The organism is Paeniglutamicibacter sp. MACA_103 (assembly GCF_045798555.1).
In the GTDB taxonomy this organism is placed as follows: Bacteria; Actinomycetota; Actinomycetes; order Actinomycetales; family Micrococcaceae; genus Paeniglutamicibacter.
Genome location: NZ_JBIXLN010000036.1, coordinates 1 through 25,400, shown reverse-complemented (window position 1 = coordinate 25,400; position 25,400 = coordinate 1). Strand labels below are relative to the sequence as shown.

The window sequence follows — 25,400 nt, the reverse complement described above, 5'->3', positions numbered from 1 at the left end:
AGTGAGCGGGGCAACAATTCGAAGCGGACTGCACAAGCTCAGGTCCCAACGCGTATTGTCGGTATGGTGCGCACGAGTATCAATGAAGACCTGAAACTGCCTTCCGTCAAGCCCTGGGTCACGCCCCTGGTTGACGAGCTGGTGGCGTTCCGTCGAGAGGTCCATGCAAATCCGGAACTCTCGTTCGCCGAATACAAGACGACCGAACGCATCCTCACCCGGCTGCGCGACGTGGGCCTGGACCCCGTTGCCCTGGAGGAAACCGGCGCCTACGTGGACATCGGGGAGGGGCCGATCGCCCTGGGGCTGCGCGCCGACATCGATGCGCTGCCGATCCTGGAGGAAACCGGGCTGGACTACGCCTCGGTGGTGGACGGGGTCGCGCACTCCTGCGGACACGACATCCACACCACCGTGATGCTCGGCGTGGCCAAGGTGCTCAAGGCCATCGACGACGAAACGCCCCTCGGCGCGAGGGTCCGCGTGATCTTCCAGCCCGCCGAGGAGAAGATGCCCGGCGGCGCCCTGACGGTCATTGCCGCGGGCGTGCTGGACGAGGTCCCGCGCATCCTGGCCCTGCACTGCGAGCCGCGCATCGACGCCGGAAAGATCGGCACCCGCATCGGCGCGATCACCAGTGCGTCCGACACCATCAAGATCGAGCTGACCGGCCGCGGCGGGCACACCTCCCGCCCGCACCTGACCGAGGACCTGGTCTTCGCCATGAGCCAGATCGCCACCAACGTCCCGGCGGTCCTGGGCCGGCGCATCGACGTGCGCAGCGCGGTCTCGGTGGTCTGGGGCCAGATCCACGCCGGCAGCGCCCCCAACGCGATCCCTGCCACCGGCTACCTGGCCGGCACCATGCGCTGCCTGGACGGCGAGGCCTGGGAAGGCGCGGGCGACCTGCTGGACGAGGTGGTGCGCCAGGTGGCGAGCCCCTACGGAGTGGAGGTCAAGCTCGAACACATCCGCGGCGTGCCCCCGGTCATCAACACCGAGGAGGAAACCGACCTCATCGAGGATTCGGCGCGTGCCGAGATCGGCTCGTCCGCCATCGTGCTGACCCCGCAGTCCATGGGCGGGGAGGACTTTGCCTGGATGACCAGCAAGGTGCCCGGCGCCATGATGCGCCTGGGCACACGCACCCCCGGCGGGGAGGACTACGACCTGCACCGCGGGGACTACATCCCCGACGAGTCGGCCATCGAGGTGGGCGTGACGGTCATGGCGGCCGCGGCGGTGCGGGCGATTGCCCAGCTGAAAATGGCTACCGGAGAGTAACCCCGAGTCCTAGAGTTATCTGGTTGTAACATATTTCGTCCATACGTTAAGCGTTTTACAGGTTAGGCTATGTGGTTGTGAAGCCGTTCTTTCCGAACGTGCCCCGCCCCACATTATTGGGTCCGGGCAGGGTCGCGGGGGAGTCGCGAATTCATGCCGGCACCACCGGTCGCCGGCGGCAGTGCACCACCGATCGTGGGCATGGATTCCCGCCGGGCAACTTGGGGGGAATTCGGGCCGCGGTAACTTGTAGCTCGTAACTATATGGAGGTAATCCCTATGCGCACCATCAAGCGCAAGACCGGTATGGCTGCTGCCGTGCTCGGCATTTCCGCACTCGTCCTGTCCGCCTGCGGCGCGGCACCCGAGGAAGGCAACGGCGGGCCGGACGCGTCCTCGGACTACCTGGGCTGCATCGTCTCCGACTCCGGCGGATTCGACGACCAGTCCTTCAACGAATCCTCCTACCGCGGCCTGACCCAGGCCGGCAAGGACCTTGGATTCACCCCCAAGAGCGCCGAGTCCAAGGCCAACTCCGACTTCGCCACCAACATCAACGGCATGATGGCGGCGGACTGCAACCTGACCCTCACCATCGGCTTCCTGCTGGGCGACGCCACCAAGGCCGCCGCCGAGGCGAACCCGGACAAGCACTTCGCCATCGTCGACTTCACCTACGACAAGCCGATCGCCAACGTCAAGCCGATCGTGTACGACACGGCCCAGGCCGCCTACCTGGCCGGCTACGCCGCGGCCGCCCAGTCCAAGACCGGATCGGTCGCCACCTTCGGCGGCATCAAGATCCCGACCGTGACCATCTTCATGGACGGCTTTGCCGACGGCGTCGACAAGTACAACGCCGACAAGGGCAAGGACGTGAAGCTGCTGGGCTGGGACAAGTCCAAGCAGGACGGCACCTTCACCGGCGACTTCGAGAAGCAGGACAAGGGCAAGCAGGTCACCACCAACTTCATCAACCAGGGTGCGGACGTCATCATGCCCGTGGCCGGTCCGGTCGGCAAGGGCGCCGGCGCTGCCGTGAAGGCCGCCAACGCCTCGGGCAAGTCCGCGTCACTGGTGTGGGTCGACTCCGACGGGTTCCTGACCGCTCCGGACTACAAGGACATCATGCTGACCTCGGTCATCAAGACCATGGACACCGCCGTCGAGAAGGTCGTCACCGACGACAAGGCCGGCACGTTCGACAACACCGCCTACGTCGGAACCCTGGAAAACACCGGTGTCGCCCTGGCACCGTTCCACAACTTCGACTCCAAGGTCTCCGCCGAGACCAAGGCCGAGCTCGAGGCCCTGAAGGCAGGCATCATCGACGGTTCGATCAAGGTCGAATCCCAGGCCAGCCCCAAGTCCTAGCCCCCGCCCACCCGGCGGGTTCCAGGCTCGGCTACCACGCGGCGCGCTGCCGGCCCCCTGCACCACCCACCTCGCGTGGGAACCAGGCGGGGGCTGGCGGTGCGCCGTTGGCCTGCTTAGTCTTGGAACCAGCCGGCACCGGCAATGCGGCGGGAGGGCCCCACGGGGTCGCCCTCCGGTATCTGACAACCAAGAATGGTGGTGTCGTGAAACTCGAACTCCAAGGAATCTCCAAGGCGTTTGGATCGTTCTACGCCAATGAGGACATCGACCTCGTCGTCGAAGAGGGGCAGATCCACTGCCTGCTCGGCGAAAACGGTGCCGGCAAGTCAACGCTGATGAACGTGCTCTACGGCCTCTACGAGCCGACGGCCGGACGCATCCTCGTGGACGGCAAGCCCGTTTCCTTCCGCGGCCCGGGCGATGCCATGGCCGCCGGCATCGGCATGGTGCACCAGCACTTCATGCTGGTCCCCGTCTTCACCGTGGCCGAAAACGTCGCCCTGGGCGCCGAGTCCACGAAGGCCGGAGGCTTCCTCGACCTGGAGGTCACCCGGAAGAAGATCCGCGAAATTTCCGACAAGTACGGCTTCGACGTCGACCCCGACGCCCTGGTCGAGGACCTGCCGGTGGGCGTGCAGCAGCGCGTGGAAATCATCAAGGCCCTGGTGCGCAACGCCGAGGTGCTGATCCTCGACGAGCCCACCGCGGTGCTGACCCCGCAGGAAACCGACGAGCTGCTGGACATCATGCGCCAGCTCAAGGCCAACGGCACCTCCATCGTCTTCATCTCGCACAAGCTGCGCGAGGTCAAGGCCGTCTCCGACGTCATCACGGTGATCCGCCGCGGCCGCGTCGTGGGCGATGCCCCGCCCGATGCCGAGACCACCGAGCTGGCCTCCATGATGGTGGGCCGCGAGGTCAAGCTGACCATGGACAAGGACCCGGCCAACCCCGGCGAGGCGACCTTCAAGGTCAAGAACCTCACCGTCACCTCCGCCACCGGCCAACGCGTGGTGGACGACTTGAGCTTCGAGATCCGCCGCGGAGAGATCCTGGCCATTGCCGGGGTCCAGGGCAACGGGCAGACCGAACTCACCGAGGCGATCCTGGGCATCCAGGACCGTGTCGCCGGATCCATCACGCTGGAGGGCAAGGAACTGCTGGGCCGCAGCGTCAAGCAGATCCTGGGCTCGGGCATCGGCTTCGTGCCCGAGGACCGCACCGTCGACGGACTGGTCCCGGATTTCAGCATCGCCGAAAACCTCGTCCTCGACCTCTACGACAAGGCACCCTTCGCCAAGGGCATTTCGATGCGCCCTGCGGAGGTCGCGAAGAACGCCGCCTCCCGGGTCGCCGAATTCGACGTGCGCACCCCCTCGGCCGAGAACCTCGCCTCCTCGCTCTCGGGCGGCAACCAGCAAAAGGTCGTGATGGCCCGCGAGCTGTCCCGCCCGCTGCGCCTGTTCATCGCCTCCCAGCCGACCCGCGGCGTCGACGTGGGCTCCATCGAGTTCCTCCACCGCCGCATCCTGGCCGAACGCGACGGCGGCACCCCGGTGATGATCGTGTCCACCGAGCTCGACGAGGTGCTCCAGCTCGCCGACCGCATCGCCGTGCTCTACAAGGGACGGCTCATCGGCATCGTGGATGCCGACACCCCGCGCGATGTGCTGGGCCTGATGATGGCCGGCGTCTCGCCGACGGAAGCCGAAAAAGCGCACCAGGACACCCCCGACGACATGGAAGGAGACTTCGCGTGAGCCAGAGCGAACTATCCCCGGGCAGCCCGCCACCGACCCACGCCAACACCATCGACGAGCGCCGGCAGGACATCTGGACCAGGATCACCCAGGGCCCCGGGCTCGTCTCGGTCCTGGCCGTCATCGTGGCCCTGGTGCTCGGCGGCCTGCTGATCGCGGCCACCGACCCCAAGGTCTCCACGACCGCCGGCTACCTCTTCTCCCGCCCCTCGGACTTCTTCTCCGCGCTGTGGGCGGCGGGCACCGACTCCTACGTCTCGCTCTTCCGGGGCTCGATCTACAACTCGCGCCAGGGCTTCGAACCGTTCCTGGAAACCCTCACGGTTTCCACCCCGCTGATCTGCGCCGGCCTGGGCGTCGCCCTGGCCTTCCGCGCCGGGCTGTTCAACATCGGTGCCCAGGGCCAGATCATCATCGGTGCCATCATGGCCTCCTACGCCGGCTTCGCCTGGCACCTGCCCTTCGGCCTGCACCTGCTGCTGGTGATCCTCATGGGCGTCATCGGCGGCGCCGTCTGGGGCGGTCTGGTGGGCCTGCTCAAGGCCCGCACCGGCGCCCACGAGGTGATCCTCACGATCATGTTCAACTACGTTGCCCTGTACTTCCTGGACTTCCTGCTGAACACCAAGGCGTTCCAGCGCCCGGGGGAGACCAACCCGATTTCCCCGATCCTGGATCCCAGCGCGGTCTTCCCGGCACTGCCGGGATCCCGCCTGCACCTGGGCTTCGTCACGGCCATCGCCCTGACCCTCCTGGTCTCCTGGATCCTGAAGCGCTCCACCATCGGCTTCGAGTTCCGCGCGGTGGGCGCCAACGCCGCCGCGGCCCGCACCGCCGGGGTCAACGTGGCGCGCTCCACCATCCTGGTCATGGCCATCGCCGGCGCGCTGGCCGGGGCCGCCGGCGTCGCCCAGGTGGCGGGCACCGAAAAGGTGCTCACCGCGGGCATTGCCGCGTCGCTGGGCTTTGACGCGATCACCGTGGCGCTGCTGGGCCGCTCCACCCCGTGGGGCACCTTCCTGGCCGGCCTGCTCTTCGGCGCCTTCCGCGCCGGGGCGGTGACCATGCAGATCTCCACCGGGACCCCCATCGACATCGTCCTGGTCGTCCAGTCGTTGATCGTGCTCTTCATTGCCGCGCCTCCCTTGGTGCGCGCCATGTTCGGGCTGAACCGCAAGTCGAAGACCAAGCCGCCCAAGCACGTGGCGCCAGCGCCCGCTGCACCTGCCAGCCAAGGAGGTGGCGCATGAGCGCGCCGGCCCCAACCCTGTCCACCAAGGCCCTGGTGCATGCGCCGGTGGCCTGGAAGACCCCCATCATGCTTTCCGTGATCGGACTGCTCGCGCTGGTGTTCTTCGGCTTCGGCGGCTCCGCGCAGAGCGCCACCTTCGGCATCTCCACCGGCGGCGACGTCTTCACCCTGCCCGACCTGGTGGTCCCGGGCATCGCCACCGGAATCGTGCTGGGCCTGGGCATGTGCGTGCTGGCCGGGTACTCGATCTTCCTGGCGCGCGAGCACCGCCCGACCCCGGCCTGGGTGCCGCTGGTCTTTGCCGCGTTGTTCATCTTCGCGTTCCTGGTCTGGGTCGTCTCCGGCGCCCGCACCCCGCAGATCTCCCTGGCCGGGCTGATTGCCGGTTCGGTGACCCTGGCCGTGCCGCTGGTCTTCGGCTCGCTCTCCGGGGTGCTGTGCGAGCGCGCCGGCGTGGTCAACATCGCCATCGAGGGCCAGCTTCTGGGAGGCGCCTTCAGCGCCGCGATCATCGCCTCGGTGACCGGCAGCCCGATGCTGGGCCTGCTCGCCGCCGCGGTGGCCGGCGCCCTGGTTTCCGTGGTGCTGGCGATCTTCTCCATCAAGTACGTGGTCAACCAGATCATCGTCGGCGTGGTGCTCAACGTCCTGGTCTCGGGCATCACCGGCTTCCTGTTCACCACCGTGATGCAGGAAGACCCGGAGCTCTTCAACTCCCCGGGCCGCCTGAGCGTCATCGAGATCCCCGTGCTCTCGGCCATCCCGATCCTCGGCCCGATCCTCTTCCGCCAGTCCATCGTGGGCTACCTGATGTACATCGCCGTCGCGGCCGTGTGGATCGGGCTGTTCAAGACCCGCTGGGGGCTGCGCGTGCGCGCCGTGGGCGAGCACCCCAAGGCGGCGGACACCCTGGGCATCAAGGTCAACACCACCCGCTTCGTCAACGTGGTGCTCGGCGGGGCCATCGCCGGCATCGGCGGCTCGTTCTTCACCCTGGTAGCCATCGACTCCTTCACCAAGGAAATCTCCGGCGGGCGCGGCTTCATCGCCCTGGCCGCGGTGATCTTCGGGCGCTGGAACCCGATCGGCGCCTTCTTCGCCGCACTGCTCTTCGGCTTCGCCGACAACCTGCAGTCGATCCTCACCATCATCGGCACCCCGGTGCCCAGCCAGTTCATGGCGATGCTGCCCTACGTGGTCACCGTCTTCGCTGTGGCCGGGCTGGTCGGCAAGTCCCGGGCCCCGGCCGCCGACGGCGAACCCTACGTGAAGGGCTAGGGATGGAACCGATGGATGATTCGCACCTGGCCCTGCCGAGCGTGGGCGAGGCGGAATGGGAGATGCTGCGCTTGGCCGCCGTCGCGGCCATGGAGCGGGCCTATGCGCCGTACTCGAAGTTCAAGGTCGGCGCCGCGGCGCTGACCGAGGACGGACGCCTGGTCTCGGGGTGCAACGTGGAAAACGCCGCCTACGGGGTCACGCTGTGCGCCGAATGCAACATGGTCGGCGAGCTCTTCGCCACCGGTGGCGGCAAGCTGCACGCCTTCTACTGCGTGGATGCCGGCGGAGCATCGCTGATGCCCTGCGGGCGCTGCCGGCAGCTGCTCTTCGAACACCGCGGGGAGCACATGCAGCTGATGACCCCGCGCGGCATCCAAACCATGGACCAGGTGCTTCCCGACGCGTTCGGGGCGCACAACCTATAAACCACTTGCCCCGCCCACCCGTTGAAGGTGGGCGGGGCGAGGTTTTTTCCAGAAACGGAGCAACCATGAGCACCGAGAACTTCGACGCCGTAGACATCATCCGCACCAAGCGCGACCGCGGCACCCTGTCCGCGGCGCAGATCGACTGGACCATCGACGCCTACACCCGCGGGGTGATCGCCGAGGAGCAGATGGCGGCGCTGAACATGGCGATCCTGCTCAACGGCATGGACCGGGCGGAGATCTCCCGCTGGACCACCGCCATGATCGACTCGGGGCAGCGCATGGACTTCTCCGCCCTGCGCACTCCCGGCGGCACGCCCATGCGCACCACCGACAAGCACTCCACCGGCGGGGTGGGCGACAAGATCACCCTGCCGCTGGCCCCGCTGGTGGCGGTCTTCGGCGTTGCCGTCCCGCAGCTCTCGGGCCGCGGCCTGGGGCACACCGGCGGCACGCTGGACAAGCTCGAGGCCATCGACGGCTGGCGGGCCGATCTGGGCAACGAGGCCATGATGAAGCAGCTATCCGAGGTCGGCGCGGTGATCTGCGCCGCCGGGGCGTCCCTGGCCCCGGCGGACAAGAAGCTCTACGCGCTGCGCGACGTGACCGGCACGGTCGAGTCGATCCCGCTGATCGCCTCCTCGATCATGAGCAAGAAGATCGCCGAGGGCACCGGCGCGCTGGTGCTCGACGTCAAGGTCGGCTCCGGTGCGTTCATGAAGAACCTGGGCGATGCCCGCGAGCTGGCGCGCACCATGGTGAACCTCGGCACCGATGCCGGGGTGCACACCGTGGCGCTGCTGACCAACATGGACACCCCGCTGGGGCTCACCGCGGGCAACGCCATCGAGGTCGCCGAGTCCATCGAGGTGCTCGCCGGGGGCGGGCCCGCCGACGTGGTGGAACTGACGATCGCGCTGGCCACCGAGATGCTCGCCGGCGCAGGGGTCACCGACGTCGACGTGGCCGCCGCACTGAAGGACGGCCGGGCCATGGACAAGTGGCGTGCCATGATCGCCGCGCAGGGCGGGGACAACGACGCACCCCTGCCGGTGGCCAGGGAATCCGAGACGATCTATGCGCAGGCCGACGGGGTCGTCACCTCCCTGGACGCCATGGACGTGGGCGTTGCCGCCTGGCGCCTGGGCGCCGGGCGCGCCCGCCGCCAGGACCCGGTGCAGGCCGGTGCCGGGGTGCGCCTGCACGCCAAGCCCGGGGACGTGGTGCGCCGCGGAGCACCGCTGGCCACGATGCTCACCGACACCCCCGAACGCTTCGAGCGGGCACGCGGGCTGCTCGAGGGCGCGGCGACCATTGCCCCGGCCGGAAGCCGGCCGGACATGGCGCTGGTCATCGACAGGATCACCGCTTCCTGAGCGCTCCTGCGCACCCCCGCACGCCGGGGACCGCGCGTGGTCCGAAAGGACGAGGCGCGAAGCGCAGGATTCAACCCGCGGAATGATGCGCAGTTCGGGGGAAATGCGGGAGAATAAGAGCCAAGTGGCTCTTGGGACCCACGACATGCCGCGCCTTGGGGCTTCCAGCGGTGCGCGCCATAGCAATGGAAAGCCGGTTTCTTAGTGGACCTGATCAATGAGGCCATCGTTCACGCGGCCAACGCGTGGTGGATCCTGCCGATCGTTTGCCTCTTTTGCTTCATCGACGGGTTTCTCCCCATCCTGCCCTCGGAGACGCTGCTGGTCGCCCTCGGGGTCGTGGCGGCCGGCACCGGGATCCCCAACGTCTACCTGCTGATCCTGGCCGGCGCCGTGGGGGCGATCTCCGGGGACCAGATGGCCTACCTGCTGGGCCGGCGCATTGGCACCGAGCGCTTCGGCTGGATGCGGCGCCGGCGCATGCAGAAACTCTTTGCCTTTGCCCGCCGCGAACTGAACATGCGCGGCGCCATGCTGATCTTCACGGCCCGCTACGTTCCCATCGGCCGGGTGGTGGTGAACCTCAGCTCGGGGGCCACGGGGTTCTCGCACCGGCGCTTCACGGTGCTGGACGTCGCCGGGTGCCTGACCTGGTCCAGCTATTCGGTGGCCATCGGCGTGGTGGCGGGCGCCTGGTTCCACGACAACCAGCTGCTGGGGATCGTCCTCTCGGTCGCCCTGGCCATCGTCATGGGCTCCCTGATCGACAAGCTCTCCCACGCCATCCTGGTGCGGACCGGACGCCGCATTTCCGAACGCGAAAACCGTCTCGCCGCCGGGGCGGCAGGTGCCGTCGATTCTCCGCGCCCGGTGCGCGTTCCGGGGCAGGACCCCGAGCCCGAACCAATGGTGTCGGACGGCAACTGAAACGCCGTGGAGGTGTTGGGTGAACATTTGCCCCAACACCACCTGCACCCACTGTTGGAACCCGTGGCGCACCGCTAGGCTGGGCGGGTGACTGACGAGATGATCCACATTGCATATGACCCTTCCTTCGACTTCCGGTCCCTGCCCAAGGTATCGCTGCACGACCACCTCGACGGGGGCTTGCGCCCGCAAACCATCATCGAGCTGGCGGCAGAGGCCGGCCACGCACTTCCCTCCACCAACGCGGAGGAACTCGGCGCCTGGTTCCGGGCCTCGGCGGACTCCGGTTCGCTGGAGCGCTACCTGGAAACCTTTGACCACACCATTGCCGTGATGCAGACCAAGGACGCGCTCAAGCGCGTGGCCGGCGAATTCGTCGAGGACCTTGTCGCGGACGGCGTGGTCTACGGCGAGGTGCGCTGGGCACCCGAGCAGCACCAGCGCGAGGGCCTGTCCCTGGACGATGCCGTCGAGGCCGTGCAGGCGGGAATCGAGGAAGCCAGCATCCGGCTGACCGAGGCCGGCACCCCGATCCAGGTCGGCCAGCTGCTCACCGCCATGCGCCACGCGGACCGCGGCGTCGAGATCGCCGAACTTGCCCTGCGCCACCGCTCCCGCGGCGTCGTCGGCTTCGACATTGCCGGGGCAGAGGAGGGCTTCCCGCCCTCGCGCATGAAGAAGGCCTTCGACCTGCTGGCCGAGAACTTCTTCCCCGCCACCGTGCACGCCGGGGAGGCCGCCGGCCTTGACTCCATCCGCGACGCACTGATCACCGGCCGCGCCCAGCGCCTGGGCCACGGTGTGCGCATCGCCGAGGACATCGAGATCCAGTACGGCGGACTCGACGACGACGGCGAGGAAGTCGGCGAGGACACCGGCCTGGTCAACCTGGGCCCGGTCGCCAACTGGGTCCGCGACCGCGGCATTGCCCTGGAAATCTGCCCGTCCTCCAACCTGCAGACCGGGGCCACCGCCGCGTTCGGCGAGGGCATCGAGTCCCACCCGGTGGACCTGCTGATCCAGACCGGCTTCAACGTCACCATCTCCCCGGACAACCGGCTGATGAGCGGCACCACCATCTCGGACGAGTTCGAACTGCTCGTCGAGGCCTTCGACTACGACCTCGAGGACCTGATGGACCTCACGCTGAACGCCGCCGAGGCCGCCTTCCTTCCCCTGGAGGAGCGCGAGGCCCTGGTCGACTTCATCAACGAGGCCTACGACGCGCTCAACGACGAAGACGACGACGATGACCTCGAGTACGAGGACTTCGACGACGAGGACGAAGACTAGGGGAGAACCCCGCCACCGGCCGCCGGTGCATCGATGCCCGTCTTGGGGCATGGGTGCACCGGCATCGGTGCTTAAGGCCTCCGGTGTGACCGACACCGAACCCCGCCACGCGGCGCCGCCGCCCGGGATTCGGATATCGTTGGATGCGGGCAACGCCGCCCAGGGGTTTCCCGCCCACCGCGCCGCCACGGGCGCAGGCCGCGGGGGAACCGTCGCCGCACCAGGGGAGAAGCATCAGTGAGTGAGCAGGTCGACCGCCTCGTTACGATCATTTCCCAGCTGCGCGAGCACTGCGCCTGGACCGCGGCGCTGACCCACGAGTCGCTGGTCCAATACCTGCTCGAGGAATCCTACGAACTCACCGAGGCCATCGAGACCCACGCCCCGGATGCCGAACTGGAGGCCGAGCTCGGCGACATCCTGCTCCAGGTCGTCCTGCACGCGGCCATCGGGTCCGAACGCCGGGCCTTCGACCTCGACTCGGTCGCGGGCTACCTCGGCGCCAAGATGATCCGCCGCAACACCCACGTCTTCCACCCCGATGGCAGCCTCAAGGACAGCTTCCCCGACTCGATCGCCGAGATCATCGACTCGTGGGACCGAGCGAAGCGGGCCGAAAAGCCGCTGAACGAATCGGCCGCCGCGGGCCTGCCCTCCAACCTGCCGGCGCTGCTCTACGCCCAGTCATTTCTCTCCCGTACCGCCCGCCACGCGGCGATCACCGAAACCCGGGACGAACCCGGCGCCGCGGGGGAGCCGGACATCCAGGATTCTGTCCGCTGGGGGGAACCGCCGCAAGGCGGCACCCCGGAAAGCGAACGGGAATTGGGCGAGCACCTGCTCGCCCTGTGCGCCCAGGCCCAGACCCAAGGGCTCGACGCCGAACGGGCCCTGCGCAACGTCGTTCAACAGCGCATTGCGCAGGCCGGGGCCGAAACGCAAGCAACAACTTCGTGAACTACGTCTCGCCCAAGCTAGGCTAGGGGCAGGCAACGGCGCCTGCATCATGCAGTTCACGTTTGACTAACATCCACACCCCTTGAAGGAGTACCTTCCCATGGCATTGATTGAAGCCATTCACGCCCGCGAAATCCTCGATTCGCGCGGCAACCCAACCGTTGAGGTTGAGGTCCTGCTGTCCGACGGCTCGATGGGCCGTGCCGCAGTTCCGTCCGGTGCATCCACCGGTGCCTTTGAGGCAGCAGAGCGCCGCGACGAGGATCCGAAGCGTTACCAGGGCAAGGGTGTCCTCGGAGCCGTTGCAGCCGTCATCGACGACATCGCCGAAGCCATCGAGGGCCTGGACGCCACCGACCAGCGCGCCATCGACCTCACGATGATCGACCTGGACGGCACGTCCAACAAGTCCAAGCTGGGCGCCAACGCCATCCTGGGCGTTTCCCTGGCCGTGGCCAACGCCGCAGCCGAGTCCGCGAACCTGCCGCTGTACAAGTACCTGGGCGGCCCGAACGCCCACGTGCTGCCGGTTCCGCTGATGAACATCCTCAACGGCGGCTCGCACGCCGACTCCGATGTGGACATCCAGGAATTCATGATCGCCCCGATCGGCGCCTCGACCTTCTCCGAGGGCCTGCGCTGGGGCGTCGAGGTCTACCACAACCTCAAGTCCGTGCTGAAGGAAAAGGGCCTGTCCACCGGCCTGGGCGACGAGGGCGGCTTCGCGCCGAACCTGCCGTCCAACCGTGCGGCACTGGAACTGATCACCGAGGCCATCACCAAGGCCGGCTACACCCCGGGCACCGACATCGCACTGGCGCTGGACGTTGCCTCCTCCGAGTTCTTCGAGAACGGCACCTACCAGTTCGAGGGCAAGTCGATCACCGCGCAGGAGATGAGCGACTACTACGCACAGCTCGTCGCCGACTTCCCGCTGGTGTCCATCGAGGACCCGCTGGACGAGGACGACTGGGAAGGCTGGAAGACCCTCACCGACGCCATCGGCGACAAGGTCCAGCTGGTGGGCGACGACCTGTTCGTCACCAACCCGGAGCGCCTGGCACGCGGCATCGAGACCGCCACGGCCAACTCGCTGCTGGTGAAGGTCAACCAGATCGGTTCGCTGACCGAGACCCTGGACGCCGTGTCCATGGCCCAGCGCGCCGGCTACACCACCATCACCTCGCACCGCTCGGGCGAAACCGAAGACACCACGATCGCCGACATCTGCGTTGCCACCAACGCCGGGCAGATCAAGACCGGTGCCCCGGCCCGCTCCGAGCGCGTTGCCAAGTACAACCAGCTGCTGCGCATCGAGGAAGAGCTCGGCGACGCGGCGGTTTACGCCGGTGCCGGCGCCTTCCCGCGTTTCGGTGCATAGCAAGGCGTAATTACACGTAGGCTCGTGGGGGAACTATTCTTGGTTCCCCCACGAGTTTTTGTGTTAACCCCCGAAAGCTCGCCACCACGAACCATCCGGGGCCATCTGCAAAGGGCTCCGGCATTACCGGGCAAGGAGTCAGATGGCCGCGCGACGTCCCCCCATGCCACGCTCCGGGGCCTCGGCCAACGACCCCGAACGCGAGGCCGAAACCGGTCACCAGGCACCGGAGGCCGCACCCAAGCGGCCACGGCCCTACCGCGAGACACAGCCGGGCTCCGCCGCGGCGGCGCCCCGGGCCGCGTCCCCGCGTGAAACTCCGCGCCCGGCGGAGCCGACGCCCCGCGCCAAGGTCATTCCGCTGGGCCCGGTGAATTCCTCCGGCAAACCCACCGCCGGCGCCCCCAGGCCTGCCAAGGCCAAGCCCGCTGCGGCGAAGGCCCCAGCCACCAAGACCCCGTCCAAGCCGGCAGGTCCCAAGCCCGCTTCCAAAGCGGCTTCCAAGCCCCGGGCCGGCGCCAAGGCCCAGGGCGCGCCCAGGTCCAAGGCGACGGCCTCGCAGCGGCGCATCGAGGACCGGAACCTGCTTTCCGGCGCGGTGCGCAAGGACGCGAAGGCCGCACAAAAAACGGAGCGCAAGGGCCACGACGGGCCCAAGATACCCATTCCGGCGCGCAGCTTCTCCGGCCGCCTGCTGGCCCTGAGCATCGCGCTGTCGGTCTTCGCGGTCTTGCTGATCCCCAGCATCGGCACCTATGCGCGCCAGCGAGACGAAATTGCCGCTCTGCGCACCTCGATTGCCGCCATGCAGGCAGAGCAGGAAGCCCTCAAGGACCAGATCGCGCGCTGGGACGATCCGCTGTATATCAAGCAGCAGGCCCGCGACCGGATAAACTTGGTCATGCCGGGTGAACGCAACTACATGGTGGTCGGCTCCCGGCCGGAAGAAGACCTTGCCGGCGAGGCGAACCAAAGCCCCGAGGAAGTCCGCACCGACCTTCCCTGGGTCGATGCACTCTTTGACTCGGTGCAGCGCGCAGCCACCGACTGAGCCCGCCCCCACACCCCTGACCTGAACCACCGACGCGAGGAGATGCTCCCAACCGTGGACGCCGCGAACCAAAACCACGAAGCACTTGATGCTGCAGCACGAGTGCCCAGCGCCGCAGACCTGGAGACGCTTTCCCGCCAACTGAACCGCCCGGTGCGCGACGTCGTGGAGATCGGCGCCCGGTGCGTCTGCGGGAACCCGCTGGTGGCCACCACCGCGCCCCGGCTGTCTTCCGGGATCCCGTTCCCCACCACGTACTACCTGACGCACCCGGTGATCACCGCCGCGGTCTCGCGGCTGGAGGCCGGCGGCCTGATGAATGAGATGAACGCGGAACTGGAGCAGGATCCGGCGCTGGCCGACGCCTACGCCCAGGCCCACGAGCAGTACCTGGCCGTGCGCGACGCCATTGGCGGGCGCTCCGGAACCGGTGCCGTGCCGGAAATCGCCGGCGTCTCCGCCGGCGGCATGCCCACCCGCGTCAAGTGCCTGCACGTGCTGGTCGGCCACTCGCTGGCCGCCGGACCGGGAGTGAACCCGCTGGGGGACAGGGCACTGGAGGCCATCGCCGAATGGTGGACCAAGGACACCTGCCGCTGCGCCGGCGCCTGGGACACGCAGGCCCCGGCCCCGAGCCAAGACCGCTCGCGCCATGTGAAGACCCAGGCAGTGGACCCGGCCGTCAAGAAGGCCGAGCGCGCCGCCGCCCGCGCCGCCCGCGAGGCCGCCGCAAACGATGCCTCCGGCACGCAGGAAGCACCCGGGGCATGACACGCGTCGCCGCCATCGACTGCGGAACCAACTCCATCCGACTGCTCATTGCGGACACGCACGAGACCCCCAACGGCACGGCGCTCACCGACGTGCTGCGCCTGATGCGGGTGGTGCGCCTGGGCCAGGACGTGGATGCCACCGGCGAATTCGCGCCCGAGGCCCTGACGCGGACCTTCGCGGCCATCGACGAATACGCGCAATTGATCAACGAACACGGCGCCACCTCGATCCGCTTCGTGGCCACTTCGGCCACGCGCGACGCGGGGAACCGCGAAGAATTCGCCGCCGGGGTGCGCAGCCGTCTGGGCGTCGACCCGGAGGTCGTGCCCGGCGAGGTCGAGGCCGCGCTGTCCTATGCGGGGGCCGCCTCCGTGGCTCCGGCCGCCCCGGGAACCCACAACCTGGTCATCGACCTGGGCGGGGGATCCACCGAGTTCGTGCTGGGCAACGGCCACGGCCCGGTGGCATCGCGCAGCATGGACATGGGCTGCGTCAGGCTGACCGAGCGCTTCTGGCGCCTGGAACAGCCCACGCCCGAATCGATCGCCGCGGCCCGCGCCCAGGTCAACGAGGTGCTCGACGAGGTCCAGCGGGATGTCGACTTCTCCCTCGTGGACCGGATCGTCGGAGTTGCGGGAACCATCACCACGCTCACCGCCGCCGCGCTCGGCCTGCAGAAGTATGACTCGAACCTCATCCACGGTGCCGAGGTCGGCTTCGACAAGCTCGAATCAGCCGTCGCCTTCATGCTCGAATCCGAACGCGAAACCCGGGCTTCACTAGGGTTCATGCACCCCGGGCGGGTGGATGTGATTGCCGCAGGCGCCTTGATCTACGGATGCATCCTGGATCGGGTGGGGCAGGCGAGCTCGGGGCGGGTCACCACGGCCACCGCCTCGGAGCACGATATTCTGGACGGTATTGCCTTGGGACTTGGCACAAGTTACTGAGAACCGCCGCCGGAATCCCGTCCACGCACCACGCTAGGAGAACCCTTGAGCCACAGACTGCGCCGCGTCGCCGCCACGGTCCTGACCCTGGTGCTGTGCGTGTCGGCCGCCCTGGCTGCGGCTCCCGCCGCCCAGGCTGATGCGGCCCGCGACGGGGAATGGTGGCTTCAGGCCTCGGGCATCTCCAAGGCCTGGGGGGTCTCGAAGGGGGCGGGGGTCAAGGTCGCCGTCATTGACACCGGCATCGACACCACCCACCCGGACCTGCGCGGCGTGGTGGGCGGCGGCAAGGACGTCTCCGGCGCCGGCAACCCGGACGGCTCGAAGCCGCTGGGCACGCTGCCGGAACACGGCACCCTCGTGGCAACCCTGCTGGCCGGCCGCGGGAACAACAAGGCGGCGATCGCGGCGGCCAAGGCCGACGCGGAAGCGCAAAAGATCGCCTACGACAAAGCGGTGAAGTCCGCGAAGGAGGCCAAGGAGGATCCGCCTCCGGCGCCGGAAGAGATCGAGATCCCGAAGCCGGGCCCCGGGCCCGACGGGATGTTGGGGGTGGCCCCGGAAGCGGAGGTGCTCTCCGTGTCGCTGTGGATGGGCACCGAAAACCCCGCCGGGATTTCCGTGGAGAACCAGGTTCCCGCGGCCGTGAAATGGGCCGTCGACAACGGCGCCTCGGTCATCAACATCTCCCTGGGCTCCACCCAGCCGGACTGGCCGGTCAGCTGGGACACCGCGTTCAAGTACGCGGAGGACAAGGACGTGGTCATCGTCGCGGCGGCGGGCAACCGCGCCGGGGGCATGAAGCAGGTAGGGGCGCCGGCGACCATTCCCGGCGTGCTCACCGTGGCGGGCGTCGACCGCAATGGCAAGGCCAGCGTCGATTCCTCCACCGAGGGCATCAGCATCGGCGTGGCGGCTCCCGCCGACCCCCTGGTTGGCGGGCTGCCCGGCGGGGGCTACGCCGACTGGTCCGGCACCTCCGGGGCGGCCCCCCTGGTTGCCGGGGTCGCCGCTATGATCCGCTCGAAGTATCCCGACATGAAGGCCCCACAGGTCATCAACCGGATCCTGGCCACCGCGCGCGACGCCGGGGCGCCGGGGGTCGACAACCTGTACGGACACGGCATCCTCGACGCCTACGCGGCGCTTACCGCACCGGTCCCCGAGGTCAAGACCAATCCCATGAACACCATCACCGAATGGATCAGGGTGCACCGCCGCGGCGCGCAGGTCAATGCCGCACCCACGGAGGACCCGGGCATCTCCACGGAGAAATCCAGCGTCAAGCCCATTGCCGCGCCCGCCCCGCTGGCCCCGGGAGACGACGCCGGCTTCCTGCCGCCGCTGCTGGTGCTCGGCTTTGGAGGGCTGCTGGGACTTACGGCGCTGGCCGGCACCCTGCATTTCACCGGCGCCCGTCGCCGGGTCGTCATGGCCGAATCCGCGAAAAGCGCGCCGGTTGCGGCGCTGAAACTCAGCGACCGCTCGGGAACCAAGGACATTTTCGACGAGCTTCCGGAGTCCGGCGACGGCTCCTAGCCTTCCTTGGAAATAGTGGCAATTGCCACCCCATCGGGAGCTAGTGAAGACTTTCACAAACGGTGTTTTTGGGGATAGGATGGGCTACATGCCTATCACTACACAATTTTCCGATCGCCCACGCATTCTTGTCGTTGGCGGCGGCTACGTTGGACTTTACGTTGCAATGAAGCTGCAGAAGAAGGTCAAGGACCACGGCGGCATCGTCACCGTGGTCGACCCGCTTCCCTACATGACCTACCAGCCCTTCCTCCCCGAGGTTGCGGGCGGCCAGATCGAACCCCGCCACGCCGTGGTTTCGCACCGCCAGCACCTCAAGCACGCCGAGCTGATCACCGGTCGCGTTTCGGCCATCGACCACAAGAACAACAAGGCCGTCATCGTGCCGGCCGTCGGCGAGCCCTTCGAGCTCGAGTACCGCGACGTCGTCATGGCCGCCGGTGCCGTCACCCGCACTTTCCCGATCCCCGGCCTTGCCGACACGGGCATCGGCCTGAAGTCCATTGAGGAAGCCGTTGCCCTGCGCAACAAGATCCTCGAGCGCATCGAGTCCGCCTCGCTGATGACCAACGCCACCGAGCGCAAGCGCGCGCTGACCTTCGTCGTGGTCGGCGGCGGCTTCGCCGGCATCGAGACCATTGCCGAGATCGAGGACATGGCCCGCCACGCCGCCGACCTGAACGGCCGCATCGGCAAGGACGAGCTGCGCTTCGTGCTGGTCGAGGCCATGGGCCGGATCATGCCCGAGGTCACCGAGGACCAGGCGCTGTGGGTCGTTGACCACCTGCGCAGCCGCGGTATCGAGGTCCTGCTGAACACCTCGCTGGCCAACGCCGAGGAAGGCGTCATGGCACTGATCAACATGCCTGACAAGTCCGAGGCCGAGACCTTCGAGACCGACACCCTGATCTGGACCGCCGGCGTCATGGCCAACCCGATGGTGCGCTCCACCGACTTCCCGATCGAGGCCCGCGGCCGTGTCATGACCGGCACCGACCTGCGCATCACCGGCGAAGACGGAATCGCCATCGAAGGTGCCTGGGCGGCCGGCGACGTCTCGGCAGTGCCCGACGTGACCGGCGGCCTGCCGGACGGCACCTGCGTGCCCAACGCACAGCACGCCGTGCGCCAGGCCAAGCTGCTGGCACATAACCTGTACTCCACCCGCTACGGCGTGGGCCAGGTCAAGAACTACAAGCACAAGAACCTCGGCGCGGTTGCCGGGTTCGGTGCCAACAAGGGCGTTGCCAAGGTCATGGGCATCAAGCTCAAGGGCTGGCCGGCCTGGATGGCACACCGCGGTTACCACGGCATGGCCATGCCGACCTTCGAGCGCAAGTTCCGCGTCCTGGGCGACTGGATGGTGGCACTGTTCTTCCAGCGCGACACCCTGCAGCTGAGCAACCTCGAAACCCCGCGCGCCACCTTCGTCGAGGCAGCAACGCCGAAGCCGCGCGCCTAGCAGCAACCACGTGAGGGCGGTGGCAACGCGTCACGGATCCCGGGCCCCAAAGTGATAGGGCCACGGCCCGGGAACCGAGGACGTCGGTGTCACCGCCCTTCCTCATGCATTGGCGGGCAACCGGTCGTTTCTCAACCGAGGGAACGATCTTGTACGCTTGGTGCAGTAGGCCCCCATGGTGGAATTGGCATACACGGCTGACTTAAAATCAGCTGCCGAAAGGCTTGTGGGTTCGAGTCCCACTGGGGGTACAAAATGCGAGGCTCCTGCTTTCCCGAATTTGCGGGGGAGCAGGAGCCTTTGTTTTACGGCTCCTATCCGGGGTTGTCTTCGGATGCCACGACAGCCGGAAATGATGGGGGTTCGCACCATGATGCCCCAAAAGCCACAAGCTACACGCTTAATCCCAAAAAGGTCTTGATTTGGGGATTTATTGGTCTGCATCAAGCGTTCTACCAACGTAGGCTATTTACTAACAACCCCTACGGAGGAGAACCACCATGGCCCTGGGCGGAAACCCGGTCTTCAATTCCAAGAATTACCGCGAGCAGACCCGTGCGGCCGGCGCAACGGGTGCCGCGTCCACGACCTATGCTCAGCCGATGAGCGCGCAAGCGCTGCAGGACCTGTACACGCAGCCGTCCGCATCGCCGCAGGAAACCGGCCGCATGACCTATGCGGACGTCATCAACAAGACCATGCTGACACTCGGCCTGGTCGTCATCGGTGCCGCCATTGGTTGGCAGCTGCCGGGCCTGATGCTCGTCGGCGCCGTGGTCGGCCTGGTGCTGGGTCTGGTCAATGCATTCAAGCGCCAGCCTTCGCCGATCCTGATCATGCTCTACGCGGGCTTCGAGGGCATCTTCCTCGGCGGCCTGTCGGGCGTCTTTGAGAACATGTACCCGGGCATCGCGGTCCAGGCCGTGCTGGCCACCCTGTCGGTCTTCGCCGTGACCCTGATGCTCTACCGCTCCGGCAAGTACCGTGCGACCCCGAAGATGACCCGCATGTTCATGATCGCGATGATCGGCTACGGCCTGTTCTCGCTGCTGAACTTCGGCCTGATGATGTTCGGTGTCATTGACGGCATGTTCGGCATGCGCAGCGGCCTGCTCGGCCTGGGCATCGGCGTGCTCGCCGTGCTGCTGGCCACCTACGCGCTGGTGCTGGACTTCACCAGCATCTCCGAGGGCGTGCGCCAGGGAGCCCCGGCCAAGATGGCCTGGGCCGCGGCGTTCGGCCTGACGGTGACACTCATCTGGCTCTACGTTGAGATTCTGCGCATTCTGGCTATCCTGCGTGGCGACGACTAGTCAATCTGCTGTGTGACCGCGGGGCAGTACCCATGATTTGGGTACTGCCCCGCGGTTTTTCTGCAATATGTGCGTCATCTATGCCGCACAGTCAACCTCCAGGGGATAACGTATGTTCATGGCATTTACAGGCAGCTTGGATGCGACCGGAAGGCATGAGCGCACGGGCGCGACGCCCCGGTGCGGTTCCCTCGGGGGAGCCGCATGAAGCTGCCGCGCGCCTTCAAGCGCCTGGCCGCCGCCACCGAAGCGGTGCAGCAGGGGGCCCAAGCCACCAAGCAGCGACTGACCGCCGAGCCCGCGGCGGAAGACGCCGGTGTGCCTTCCTACGCCGAACATGCCACGGCCGATGACCTGCCTTACGCGGTGCGCATCGCGGCATCCTGGTCCTGGCGGCTGATTGTCATCGTGATCGCCCTGGGCATCGCGGTGTGGCTGCTGTCCCACGTGTCCCTGTTGGTGATCCCGCTGATGATCGCGGCCCTGCTGGCGGGGCTGCTGAGCCCCGTGGTGAAGTTCCTGAACCGCGCCCTGCGATTCCCCAGGGGGCTATCCGTCGGGGTGACCATGATCGGTTTCCTGGCCCTGATCGTCGGTGGCCTGTCGATTGTCGGACAGCGCCTGGCCAACGGTTTCGCCTCGCTCTGGTCCCAGGCCCTGACCGGAATCGGCCAGATCCAGCACTGGCTCTCCACCGGCCCGCTGGCACTGAGCAACCAGGACGTGGACCAGCTGGTGCAGGACGCGCTGAACCAGCTCAAGAACAATTCCTCCTCGATCCTTTCCGGGGCGCTGTCCTGGGGCACCACGCTGGGGCACTTGGTCGCCGGCACGCTGCTGGTGCTCTTCTCGCTGATCTTCCTGCTGCTTGACGGTGCACGGATCGGACGCTTCTTCGTCAACATCCTGCCGCGCCGCGCCCGGGCCGCAGCACATGGCGCCGGACGCCGGGGCTGGGCCTCGATGGTCATTTACGTGCGCGTCCAGCTCTTTGTCGCCTTCATCGACGCCGTGGGCATCGGCATCGGCGCGCTGATCCTCGGGGTGCCGCTGGCGCTGCCGCTGGGCGTGCTCGTCTTCATCGGCTCCTTCATCCCGGTCGTCGGCGCCTTGGTCACCGGCGCGGTTGCCGTGCTGCTGGCCCTGGTAGCCAACGGCCCGGTGAATGCGCTGATCATGCTCCTGGTGGTGCTGTTTGTGCAGCAGGCCGAATCCCACATCCTGCAGCCGCTGATCATGGGCAAGGCGGTGAGCCTCCACCCGCTGGCCGTCGTCATGGCCGTGGCCGGCGGCTCCATCGTCGCCGGCATCGCCGGTGCGCTCTTCGCCGTTCCCGTGCTGGCCGTGGCCAACACCGTGGTCAAGTACATCGCCGACCGGGGCTGGGAACACGACACCCTGTTCGAACCCCTGGCCGCGGGGGAGCGCCCCCGAATTACCAGGCCGGTCCGCTCCGCGGAACCGGCTCCCGCCGACCTTGACGGAGAAGAACCCGACCCCGGTTCCTGATCCGCACCCGCACCGCCTACTCGCGGTCCAAGGTCCTGGCCCTTGAAAGGCCTCCAGTCCTGATTGCACCAGCGTGTGAACACGCCCAGAAGAAAGCCGCTCCCATGATCCAGAAGACCAAACTCCCGGTGAGCCTCTCCGACATCGAAGAGGCCCGCGACCTGCTCGAGGGGGTGGCCGTCCGCACGCCGATGGAGCACTCCCGCGCACTGTCCCTGGACGTCGGCTCCGAGGTCTACCTCAAGTGCGAGAACCTGCAGCGCGCCGGGTCGTTCAAGGTCCGCGGCGCCTACGTCCGCATGGCCAAGCTCTCCGCGGAGGAGCGTGCCCGCGGCGTCGTCGCGGCCTCGGCGGGAAACCACGCCCAGGGCGTGGCCCAGGCGGCGCGCCGGCTCGGGATCAAGGCCCGCATCTACATGCCGCTGGGCGTGGCGCTGCCCAAGCTCACGGCCACCCGCGACCACGGGGCCGAGGTCATCCTGCACGGCCACAACGTCGACGAGGCACTGGCCGAGGCCGAGCGCTACGCCACCGCCACCGGTGCCGTCTTCGTGCACCCCTTCGACAACCCCGACATCATCGCCGGGCAAGGCACCATCGGCCTGGAGATCCTGGACCAGCTGCCCGACGTCGACACCGTGCTGATGGGCGTGGGCGGCGGCGGACTGCTGGCCGGGGTCGCCGTGGCGATCAAGTCCCGCGCCGCCGAGCTGGGGCGCGACATCAAGATCATCGGGGTTCAGGCGGAGAACGCAGCAGCCTATCCTCCCTCGCTGGCCGCCGACGCGCTGGTCCCGCTGGACACCGTGCGCACCATTGCCGACGGCATCGCGGTGGGCCGGCCCGGCCAGCTGCCCTTCCAGATCATCCGCGAACTCGTCGACGAGGTCGTCACGGTCTCCGAGGACGCGCTGGCGCGCGCGCTGGTGTTCCTCATGGAACGCTCGAAGCTGGTGGTGGAGCCGGCCGGCGCAGTGGGCGTGGCAGCCCTGCTGGAAGGCAAGCTGGAGGAACTCGGGCTGACCCCCACCAAGACCGCGGTGATCCTCTCCGGCGGCAACATCGATCCGCTGCTGATGCTCAAGGTCATCCAGCGAGGCCTCTCCGCGGCGGGGCGCTACCTCACCGTGCGCATGATGCTTGACGACCGTCCCGGCGAGCTTGCAACGATCTCCCGCGTCATCGCAGAATCCGACGCCAACGTCACCCGGCTGGACCACACCCGCGTCGGCGGTTCGCTGTCCATGGGGGACGTGGCGATCACCATCGACATGGAAACCAAGGGGCACGTGCACTCGGAGATGGTCCTGAACAACCTGCGGGCCGAGGGTTTCCAGCCCATGATCATGGGCTAGGCAGGTCCCGCCAAAGAGCAGCAATGCCCCCTGTTCCGATCCCGCATGCGGGATGAACAGGGGGCATTGCTATTGGCGGCCACAGCGCGACCCCGGGGCCACAGCGCGATGGCCGCCAATGCGGCGACCCTCCGTGGAATCGCCCCAAGGGGGGAGCTTCCAAGTGGGTGAGGCATTGGCGGCCACCGGGCCACCGATCACGCCAAGGCGTGGGTGAAAGAAATTACGCGCTGTACGGCTTGCAGGAAACGATCTCTACGGTGATTTCCTTGCCGTTTGGCGCGGTGTAGGTGAGCGTGTCGCCGGACTTGGCGCCATGGACGGCAGCGCCGATCGGGGAGCGCTCCGAGTAGACCTCCAGGTCGGAGTCCCCGGCGACCTCGCGGCTGCCAAAGAGGAAGGTCGTCTTGTCGCCGGCGATGATCGCCTGGACCAGCATGCCCGGCTCGACGATTCCGTCATCGGCAGGTGCCTCGCCCACGTGGGCACGGCGCAGCAGGTCCTTGAGGTACGTGATGCGTGCCTCGGCCTTGCCCTGCTCTTCCTTGGCCGCGTGGTAGCCGCCGTTCTCCTTGAGGTCACCCTCGGAACGTGCCTGCTCAATGCGGTCCACGATTTCGGCGCGGCCCGGACCGGAGAGATGTTCGAGCTCGACAGTCAAGCGGTCAAAGGCCTCTTGGGTCAGCCAAATAACTGGTTCGTGATTGGTCGTAGTCACGTGGTACTCCTTGTGTAATCAGGGCCGCTATTCCCTGGGGGAACAACATGCCGAGACGGTCCCGCCCGATGATGCGACGAACATCTTGCAAGCAAAGACCCCGCACAGTGGGTGAAGAACTTTGTCCGTCACGGTCTGTAGCGGGGCATTAACGTATTAGAAAGATATTAGCCGTCATTTGGCTAATTGCCCAAGGTTTGAGCTTTTGGCGTATCGGCGCGTCTCGGCCACTTCACAATGTCCGGAACCTGTCGTTCGTGTGGGAACTAAGCCGTCTTGACGACCCGGCATTCCTCGACGCCCGCGGTGGTCGCCAGCGATTCGGTGCGCAGCTCGACATCGAAGATCTTCGTCGTCATTCCCTTGCCCTCTGTCGGACCGACGACCAGCGTCTTCCACCCGACAATGGCGTACGACTCGCTCAACGCCCGCACTTCGCACTGCACCGTTGCACTCGCGTCCTTGGAAATGGCCACCGTCGCGGTGGCCATGGTGGAGGAGGGGACATCGAAGGAGATGTCCTTGAACTGCACTCCTGGAGTGGTGGTGGAGGTCAGGTAGAGCGCCCCGAGTACTCCGAGGCCGACGCCACCGACGATGAGCGTCGCACGGGTTCTTTTGGCAAGGCCCCGCTTGGGGGAACCGTACCTATTCGTTAAGCTGGACATTGGCGCCCCTCTCGATTCATGGGCGTCGCGGCCGGGAAATCATCCCTACCAGTCTAAGCCTTGGCAAGGGGAACCCTTCACCGAGCATGAGAAGTTGGAGCTACCTAGGTGGAAGATCGAAACGTGGAGCACATCGCTGATTCAACGGGCCTGCGTTTGCTGGCAGTCCATGCGCACCCCGACGACGAATCGTCGAAGGGGTCGGCCACGATGGCTGCATACATTGCGGCCGGAGCTTCCGTGATGGTGGCAACCTGCACAGGCGGGGAACGCGGCGACATCCTCAACGCCGCCGTCGGCGAGCTTGCCCACGCGCACCGCGACCTGGCCGGGGTGCGGCGCACGGAAATGGCCGAGGCCGCCGCGGTGCTGGGCATCGAGCACCGCTGGCTCGGTTTCGTCGATTCGGGCCTGCCCGAGGGCGACCCGCTGCCCGAGCTGCCCTTCGGTGCCTTCGCCCTGCAGCCGCTGGACCGGGCCGCGGCCCCGCTGATCAAGTTGATCCGTGAATTCAAGCCACACGTGATCATTTCCTACGACGAAAACGGCGGCTACCCGCACCCCGACCACATCCAGGCGCACAAGATCGCCGTGCACGCCTTTGAAGAAGCCGCCAAGGCCACCAGCTCACCGGAACTCGGCGAGCCCTGGGAAACCTCCAAGCTCTACTACGACCGTGCCTTCGCCCCCGAGCGTTTCAAGACGCTGCACTATGCCATGGTCGACGCCGGCATCGAGTCGCCCT

General features: G+C 67.2%; 22 protein-coding genes and 1 tRNA gene. 21 read left to right on the top strand and 2 right to left on the bottom strand.

Going from position 1 to position 25,400, the window contains the following annotated elements:
- Positions 1–63: 63 nt before the first annotated feature.
- From ACIPVK_RS16105 to ilvA, 20 genes are all read left to right on the top strand, one after another.
- Positions 64–1,284 carry an amidohydrolase gene (locus ACIPVK_RS16105; protein WP_407612989.1) on the top strand — a complete coding sequence of 407 codons (1,221 nt, stop codon included), beginning with the start codon at positions 64–66 and terminating at the stop codon, positions 1,282–1,284.
- Between the two features lie 279 nt (positions 1,285–1,563).
- Positions 1,564–2,658 (top strand): BMP family protein, encoded by a 1,095-nt coding sequence (locus ACIPVK_RS16100; RefSeq protein ID WP_407612988.1) that lies wholly within the window; start codon positions 1,564–1,566, stop codon positions 2,656–2,658.
- A 206-nt stretch (positions 2,659–2,864) separates the two neighbouring features.
- Positions 2,865–4,421, top strand: a complete 1,557-nt coding sequence (locus tag ACIPVK_RS16095) for an ABC transporter ATP-binding protein (RefSeq protein ID WP_407612987.1) — start codon at positions 2,865–2,867, stop codon at positions 4,419–4,421.
- A gap of 50 nt (positions 4,422–4,471) precedes the next feature.
- Positions 4,472–5,671, top strand: a complete 1,200-nt coding sequence (locus tag ACIPVK_RS16090; protein WP_407613010.1) for an ABC transporter permease — start codon at positions 4,472–4,474, stop codon at positions 5,669–5,671.
- Positions 5,668–6,951, top strand: a complete 1,284-nt coding sequence (locus ACIPVK_RS16085) for an ABC transporter permease (protein WP_407612986.1) — start codon at positions 5,668–5,670, stop codon at positions 6,949–6,951. Before ACIPVK_RS16090 ends, ACIPVK_RS16085 begins: the two co-directional genes overlap by 4 nt.
- Before the next feature lie 11 nt (positions 6,952–6,962).
- Positions 6,963–7,379 (top strand): cytidine deaminase, encoded by a 417-nt coding sequence (locus ACIPVK_RS16080; RefSeq protein ID WP_407612985.1) that lies wholly within the window; start codon positions 6,963–6,965, stop codon positions 7,377–7,379.
- Positions 7,380–7,444: 65 nt separating this feature from the next.
- Positions 7,445–8,758, top strand: a complete 1,314-nt coding sequence (locus ACIPVK_RS16075) for a thymidine phosphorylase (RefSeq protein ID WP_407612984.1) — start codon at positions 7,445–7,447, stop codon at positions 8,756–8,758.
- A gap of 204 nt (positions 8,759–8,962) precedes the next feature.
- Positions 8,963–9,685: a DedA family protein gene (locus ACIPVK_RS16070; protein WP_407612983.1), complete on the top strand. Its 723-nt coding sequence runs from the start codon at positions 8,963–8,965 to the stop codon at positions 9,683–9,685.
- 99 nt (positions 9,686–9,784) lie between these two features.
- Positions 9,785–10,978, top strand: coding sequence for an adenosine deaminase (locus ACIPVK_RS16065; protein WP_407613009.1), 1,194 nt, complete (start codon positions 9,785–9,787; stop codon positions 10,976–10,978).
- 237 nt (positions 10,979–11,215) lie between these two features.
- Positions 11,216–11,935, top strand: a complete 720-nt coding sequence (locus tag ACIPVK_RS16060; protein WP_407612982.1) for a MazG nucleotide pyrophosphohydrolase domain-containing protein — start codon at positions 11,216–11,218, stop codon at positions 11,933–11,935.
- A 100-nt stretch (positions 11,936–12,035) separates the two neighbouring features.
- Complete coding sequence (gene eno / locus ACIPVK_RS16055) at positions 12,036–13,316, top strand: phosphopyruvate hydratase (RefSeq protein WP_407612981.1); 1,281 nt, start codon at positions 12,036–12,038, stop codon at positions 13,314–13,316.
- 142 nt (positions 13,317–13,458) lie between these two features.
- A complete protein-coding gene (locus ACIPVK_RS16050; protein WP_407612980.1) occupies positions 13,459–14,367 on the top strand; it encodes an FtsB family cell division protein in 909 nt (302 codons plus the stop codon).
- 54 nt (positions 14,368–14,421) lie between these two features.
- Positions 14,422–15,138: a DUF501 domain-containing protein gene (locus ACIPVK_RS16045; protein ID WP_407612979.1), complete on the top strand. Its 717-nt coding sequence runs from the start codon at positions 14,422–14,424 to the stop codon at positions 15,136–15,138.
- Positions 15,135–16,091, top strand: coding sequence for an exopolyphosphatase (locus ACIPVK_RS16040; RefSeq protein ID WP_407612978.1), 957 nt, complete (start codon positions 15,135–15,137; stop codon positions 16,089–16,091). Before ACIPVK_RS16045 ends, ACIPVK_RS16040 begins: the two co-directional genes overlap by 4 nt.
- Positions 16,092–16,136: 45 nt before the next feature.
- Positions 16,137–17,630 (top strand): S8 family serine peptidase, encoded by a 1,494-nt coding sequence (locus ACIPVK_RS16035; RefSeq protein ID WP_407612977.1) that lies wholly within the window; start codon positions 16,137–16,139, stop codon positions 17,628–17,630.
- A gap of 88 nt (positions 17,631–17,718) precedes the next feature.
- Positions 17,719–19,092 (top strand): NAD(P)/FAD-dependent oxidoreductase, encoded by a 1,374-nt coding sequence (locus tag ACIPVK_RS16030; RefSeq protein ID WP_407612976.1) that lies wholly within the window; start codon positions 17,719–17,721, stop codon positions 19,090–19,092.
- Between the two features lie 169 nt (positions 19,093–19,261).
- Positions 19,262–19,343, top strand: a tRNA-Leu gene (locus ACIPVK_RS16025).
- 249 nt (positions 19,344–19,592) lie between these two features.
- A complete protein-coding gene (locus ACIPVK_RS16020; protein ID WP_407612975.1) occupies positions 19,593–20,405 on the top strand; it encodes a Bax inhibitor-1/YccA family protein in 813 nt (270 codons plus the stop codon).
- A 204-nt stretch (positions 20,406–20,609) separates the two neighbouring features.
- Entirely contained in the window at positions 20,610–21,914 is a 1,305-nt protein-coding gene (locus ACIPVK_RS16015; protein ID WP_407612974.1) for an AI-2E family transporter, read from the top strand.
- A gap of 104 nt (positions 21,915–22,018) precedes the next feature.
- Positions 22,019–23,269: a threonine ammonia-lyase gene (gene ilvA / locus ACIPVK_RS16010; RefSeq protein ID WP_407612973.1), complete on the top strand. Its 1,251-nt coding sequence runs from the start codon at positions 22,019–22,021 to the stop codon at positions 23,267–23,269.
- 223 nt (positions 23,270–23,492) lie between these two features.
- Here ilvA and greA read toward each other — a convergent pair whose 3' ends face one another.
- On the bottom strand, positions 23,493–23,987 hold the full coding sequence (greA, locus tag ACIPVK_RS16005) for a transcription elongation factor GreA (protein WP_407612972.1): 495 nt from the start codon (positions 23,985–23,987) through the stop codon (positions 23,493–23,495).
- A 266-nt stretch (positions 23,988–24,253) separates the two neighbouring features.
- A complete protein-coding gene (locus tag ACIPVK_RS16000) occupies positions 24,254–24,655 on the bottom strand; it encodes a DUF4307 domain-containing protein (protein ID WP_407612971.1) in 402 nt (133 codons plus the stop codon).
- Positions 24,656–24,865: 210 nt separating this feature from the next.
- Here ACIPVK_RS16000 and ACIPVK_RS15995 point away from each other — a divergent pair.
- Positions 24,866–25,400 (top strand): PIG-L family deacetylase (locus tag ACIPVK_RS15995; RefSeq protein WP_407613008.1); only part of this gene is annotated, 535 nt, incomplete at its 3' end.

What these genes read in the sequence shown, in the direction of transcription:
- ilvA (WP_407612973.1), top strand. Translation starts at nt 22,019, where the DNA reads ATGATCCAGAAGACCAAACTCCCGGTGAGCCTCTCCGACATCGAAGAG.
- ACIPVK_RS16030 (WP_407612976.1), top strand. Translation starts at nt 17,719, where the DNA reads ATGCCTATCACTACACAATTTTCCGATCGCCCACGCATTCTTGTCGTT.
- ACIPVK_RS16050 (WP_407612980.1), top strand. Translation starts at nt 13,459, where the DNA reads ATGGCCGCGCGACGTCCCCCCATGCCACGCTCCGGGGCCTCGGCCAAC.
- eno (WP_407612981.1), top strand. Translation starts at nt 12,036, where the DNA reads ATGGCATTGATTGAAGCCATTCACGCCCGCGAAATCCTCGATTCGCGC.
- ACIPVK_RS16020 (WP_407612975.1), top strand. Translation starts at nt 19,593, where the DNA reads ATGGCCCTGGGCGGAAACCCGGTCTTCAATTCCAAGAATTACCGCGAG.
- ACIPVK_RS16085 (WP_407612986.1), top strand. Translation starts at nt 5,668, where the DNA reads ATGAGCGCGCCGGCCCCAACCCTGTCCACCAAGGCCCTGGTGCATGCG.
- ACIPVK_RS16065 (WP_407613009.1), top strand. Translation starts at nt 9,785, where the DNA reads ATGATCCACATTGCATATGACCCTTCCTTCGACTTCCGGTCCCTGCCC.
- ACIPVK_RS16100 (WP_407612988.1), top strand. Translation starts at nt 1,564, where the DNA reads ATGCGCACCATCAAGCGCAAGACCGGTATGGCTGCTGCCGTGCTCGGC.
- ACIPVK_RS16000 (WP_407612971.1), bottom strand. Translation starts at nt 24,655, where the DNA reads ATGTCCAGCTTAACGAATAGGTACGGTTCCCCCAAGCGGGGCCTTGCC.
- ACIPVK_RS16080 (WP_407612985.1), top strand. Translation starts at nt 6,963, where the DNA reads ATGGATGATTCGCACCTGGCCCTGCCGAGCGTGGGCGAGGCGGAATGG.
- ACIPVK_RS16015 (WP_407612974.1), top strand. Translation starts at nt 20,610, where the DNA reads ATGAAGCTGCCGCGCGCCTTCAAGCGCCTGGCCGCCGCCACCGAAGCG.
- ACIPVK_RS16075 (WP_407612984.1), top strand. Translation starts at nt 7,445, where the DNA reads ATGAGCACCGAGAACTTCGACGCCGTAGACATCATCCGCACCAAGCGC.
- ACIPVK_RS16040 (WP_407612978.1), top strand. Translation starts at nt 15,135, where the DNA reads ATGACACGCGTCGCCGCCATCGACTGCGGAACCAACTCCATCCGACTG.
- ACIPVK_RS16105 (WP_407612989.1), top strand. Translation starts at nt 64, where the DNA reads ATGGTGCGCACGAGTATCAATGAAGACCTGAAACTGCCTTCCGTCAAG.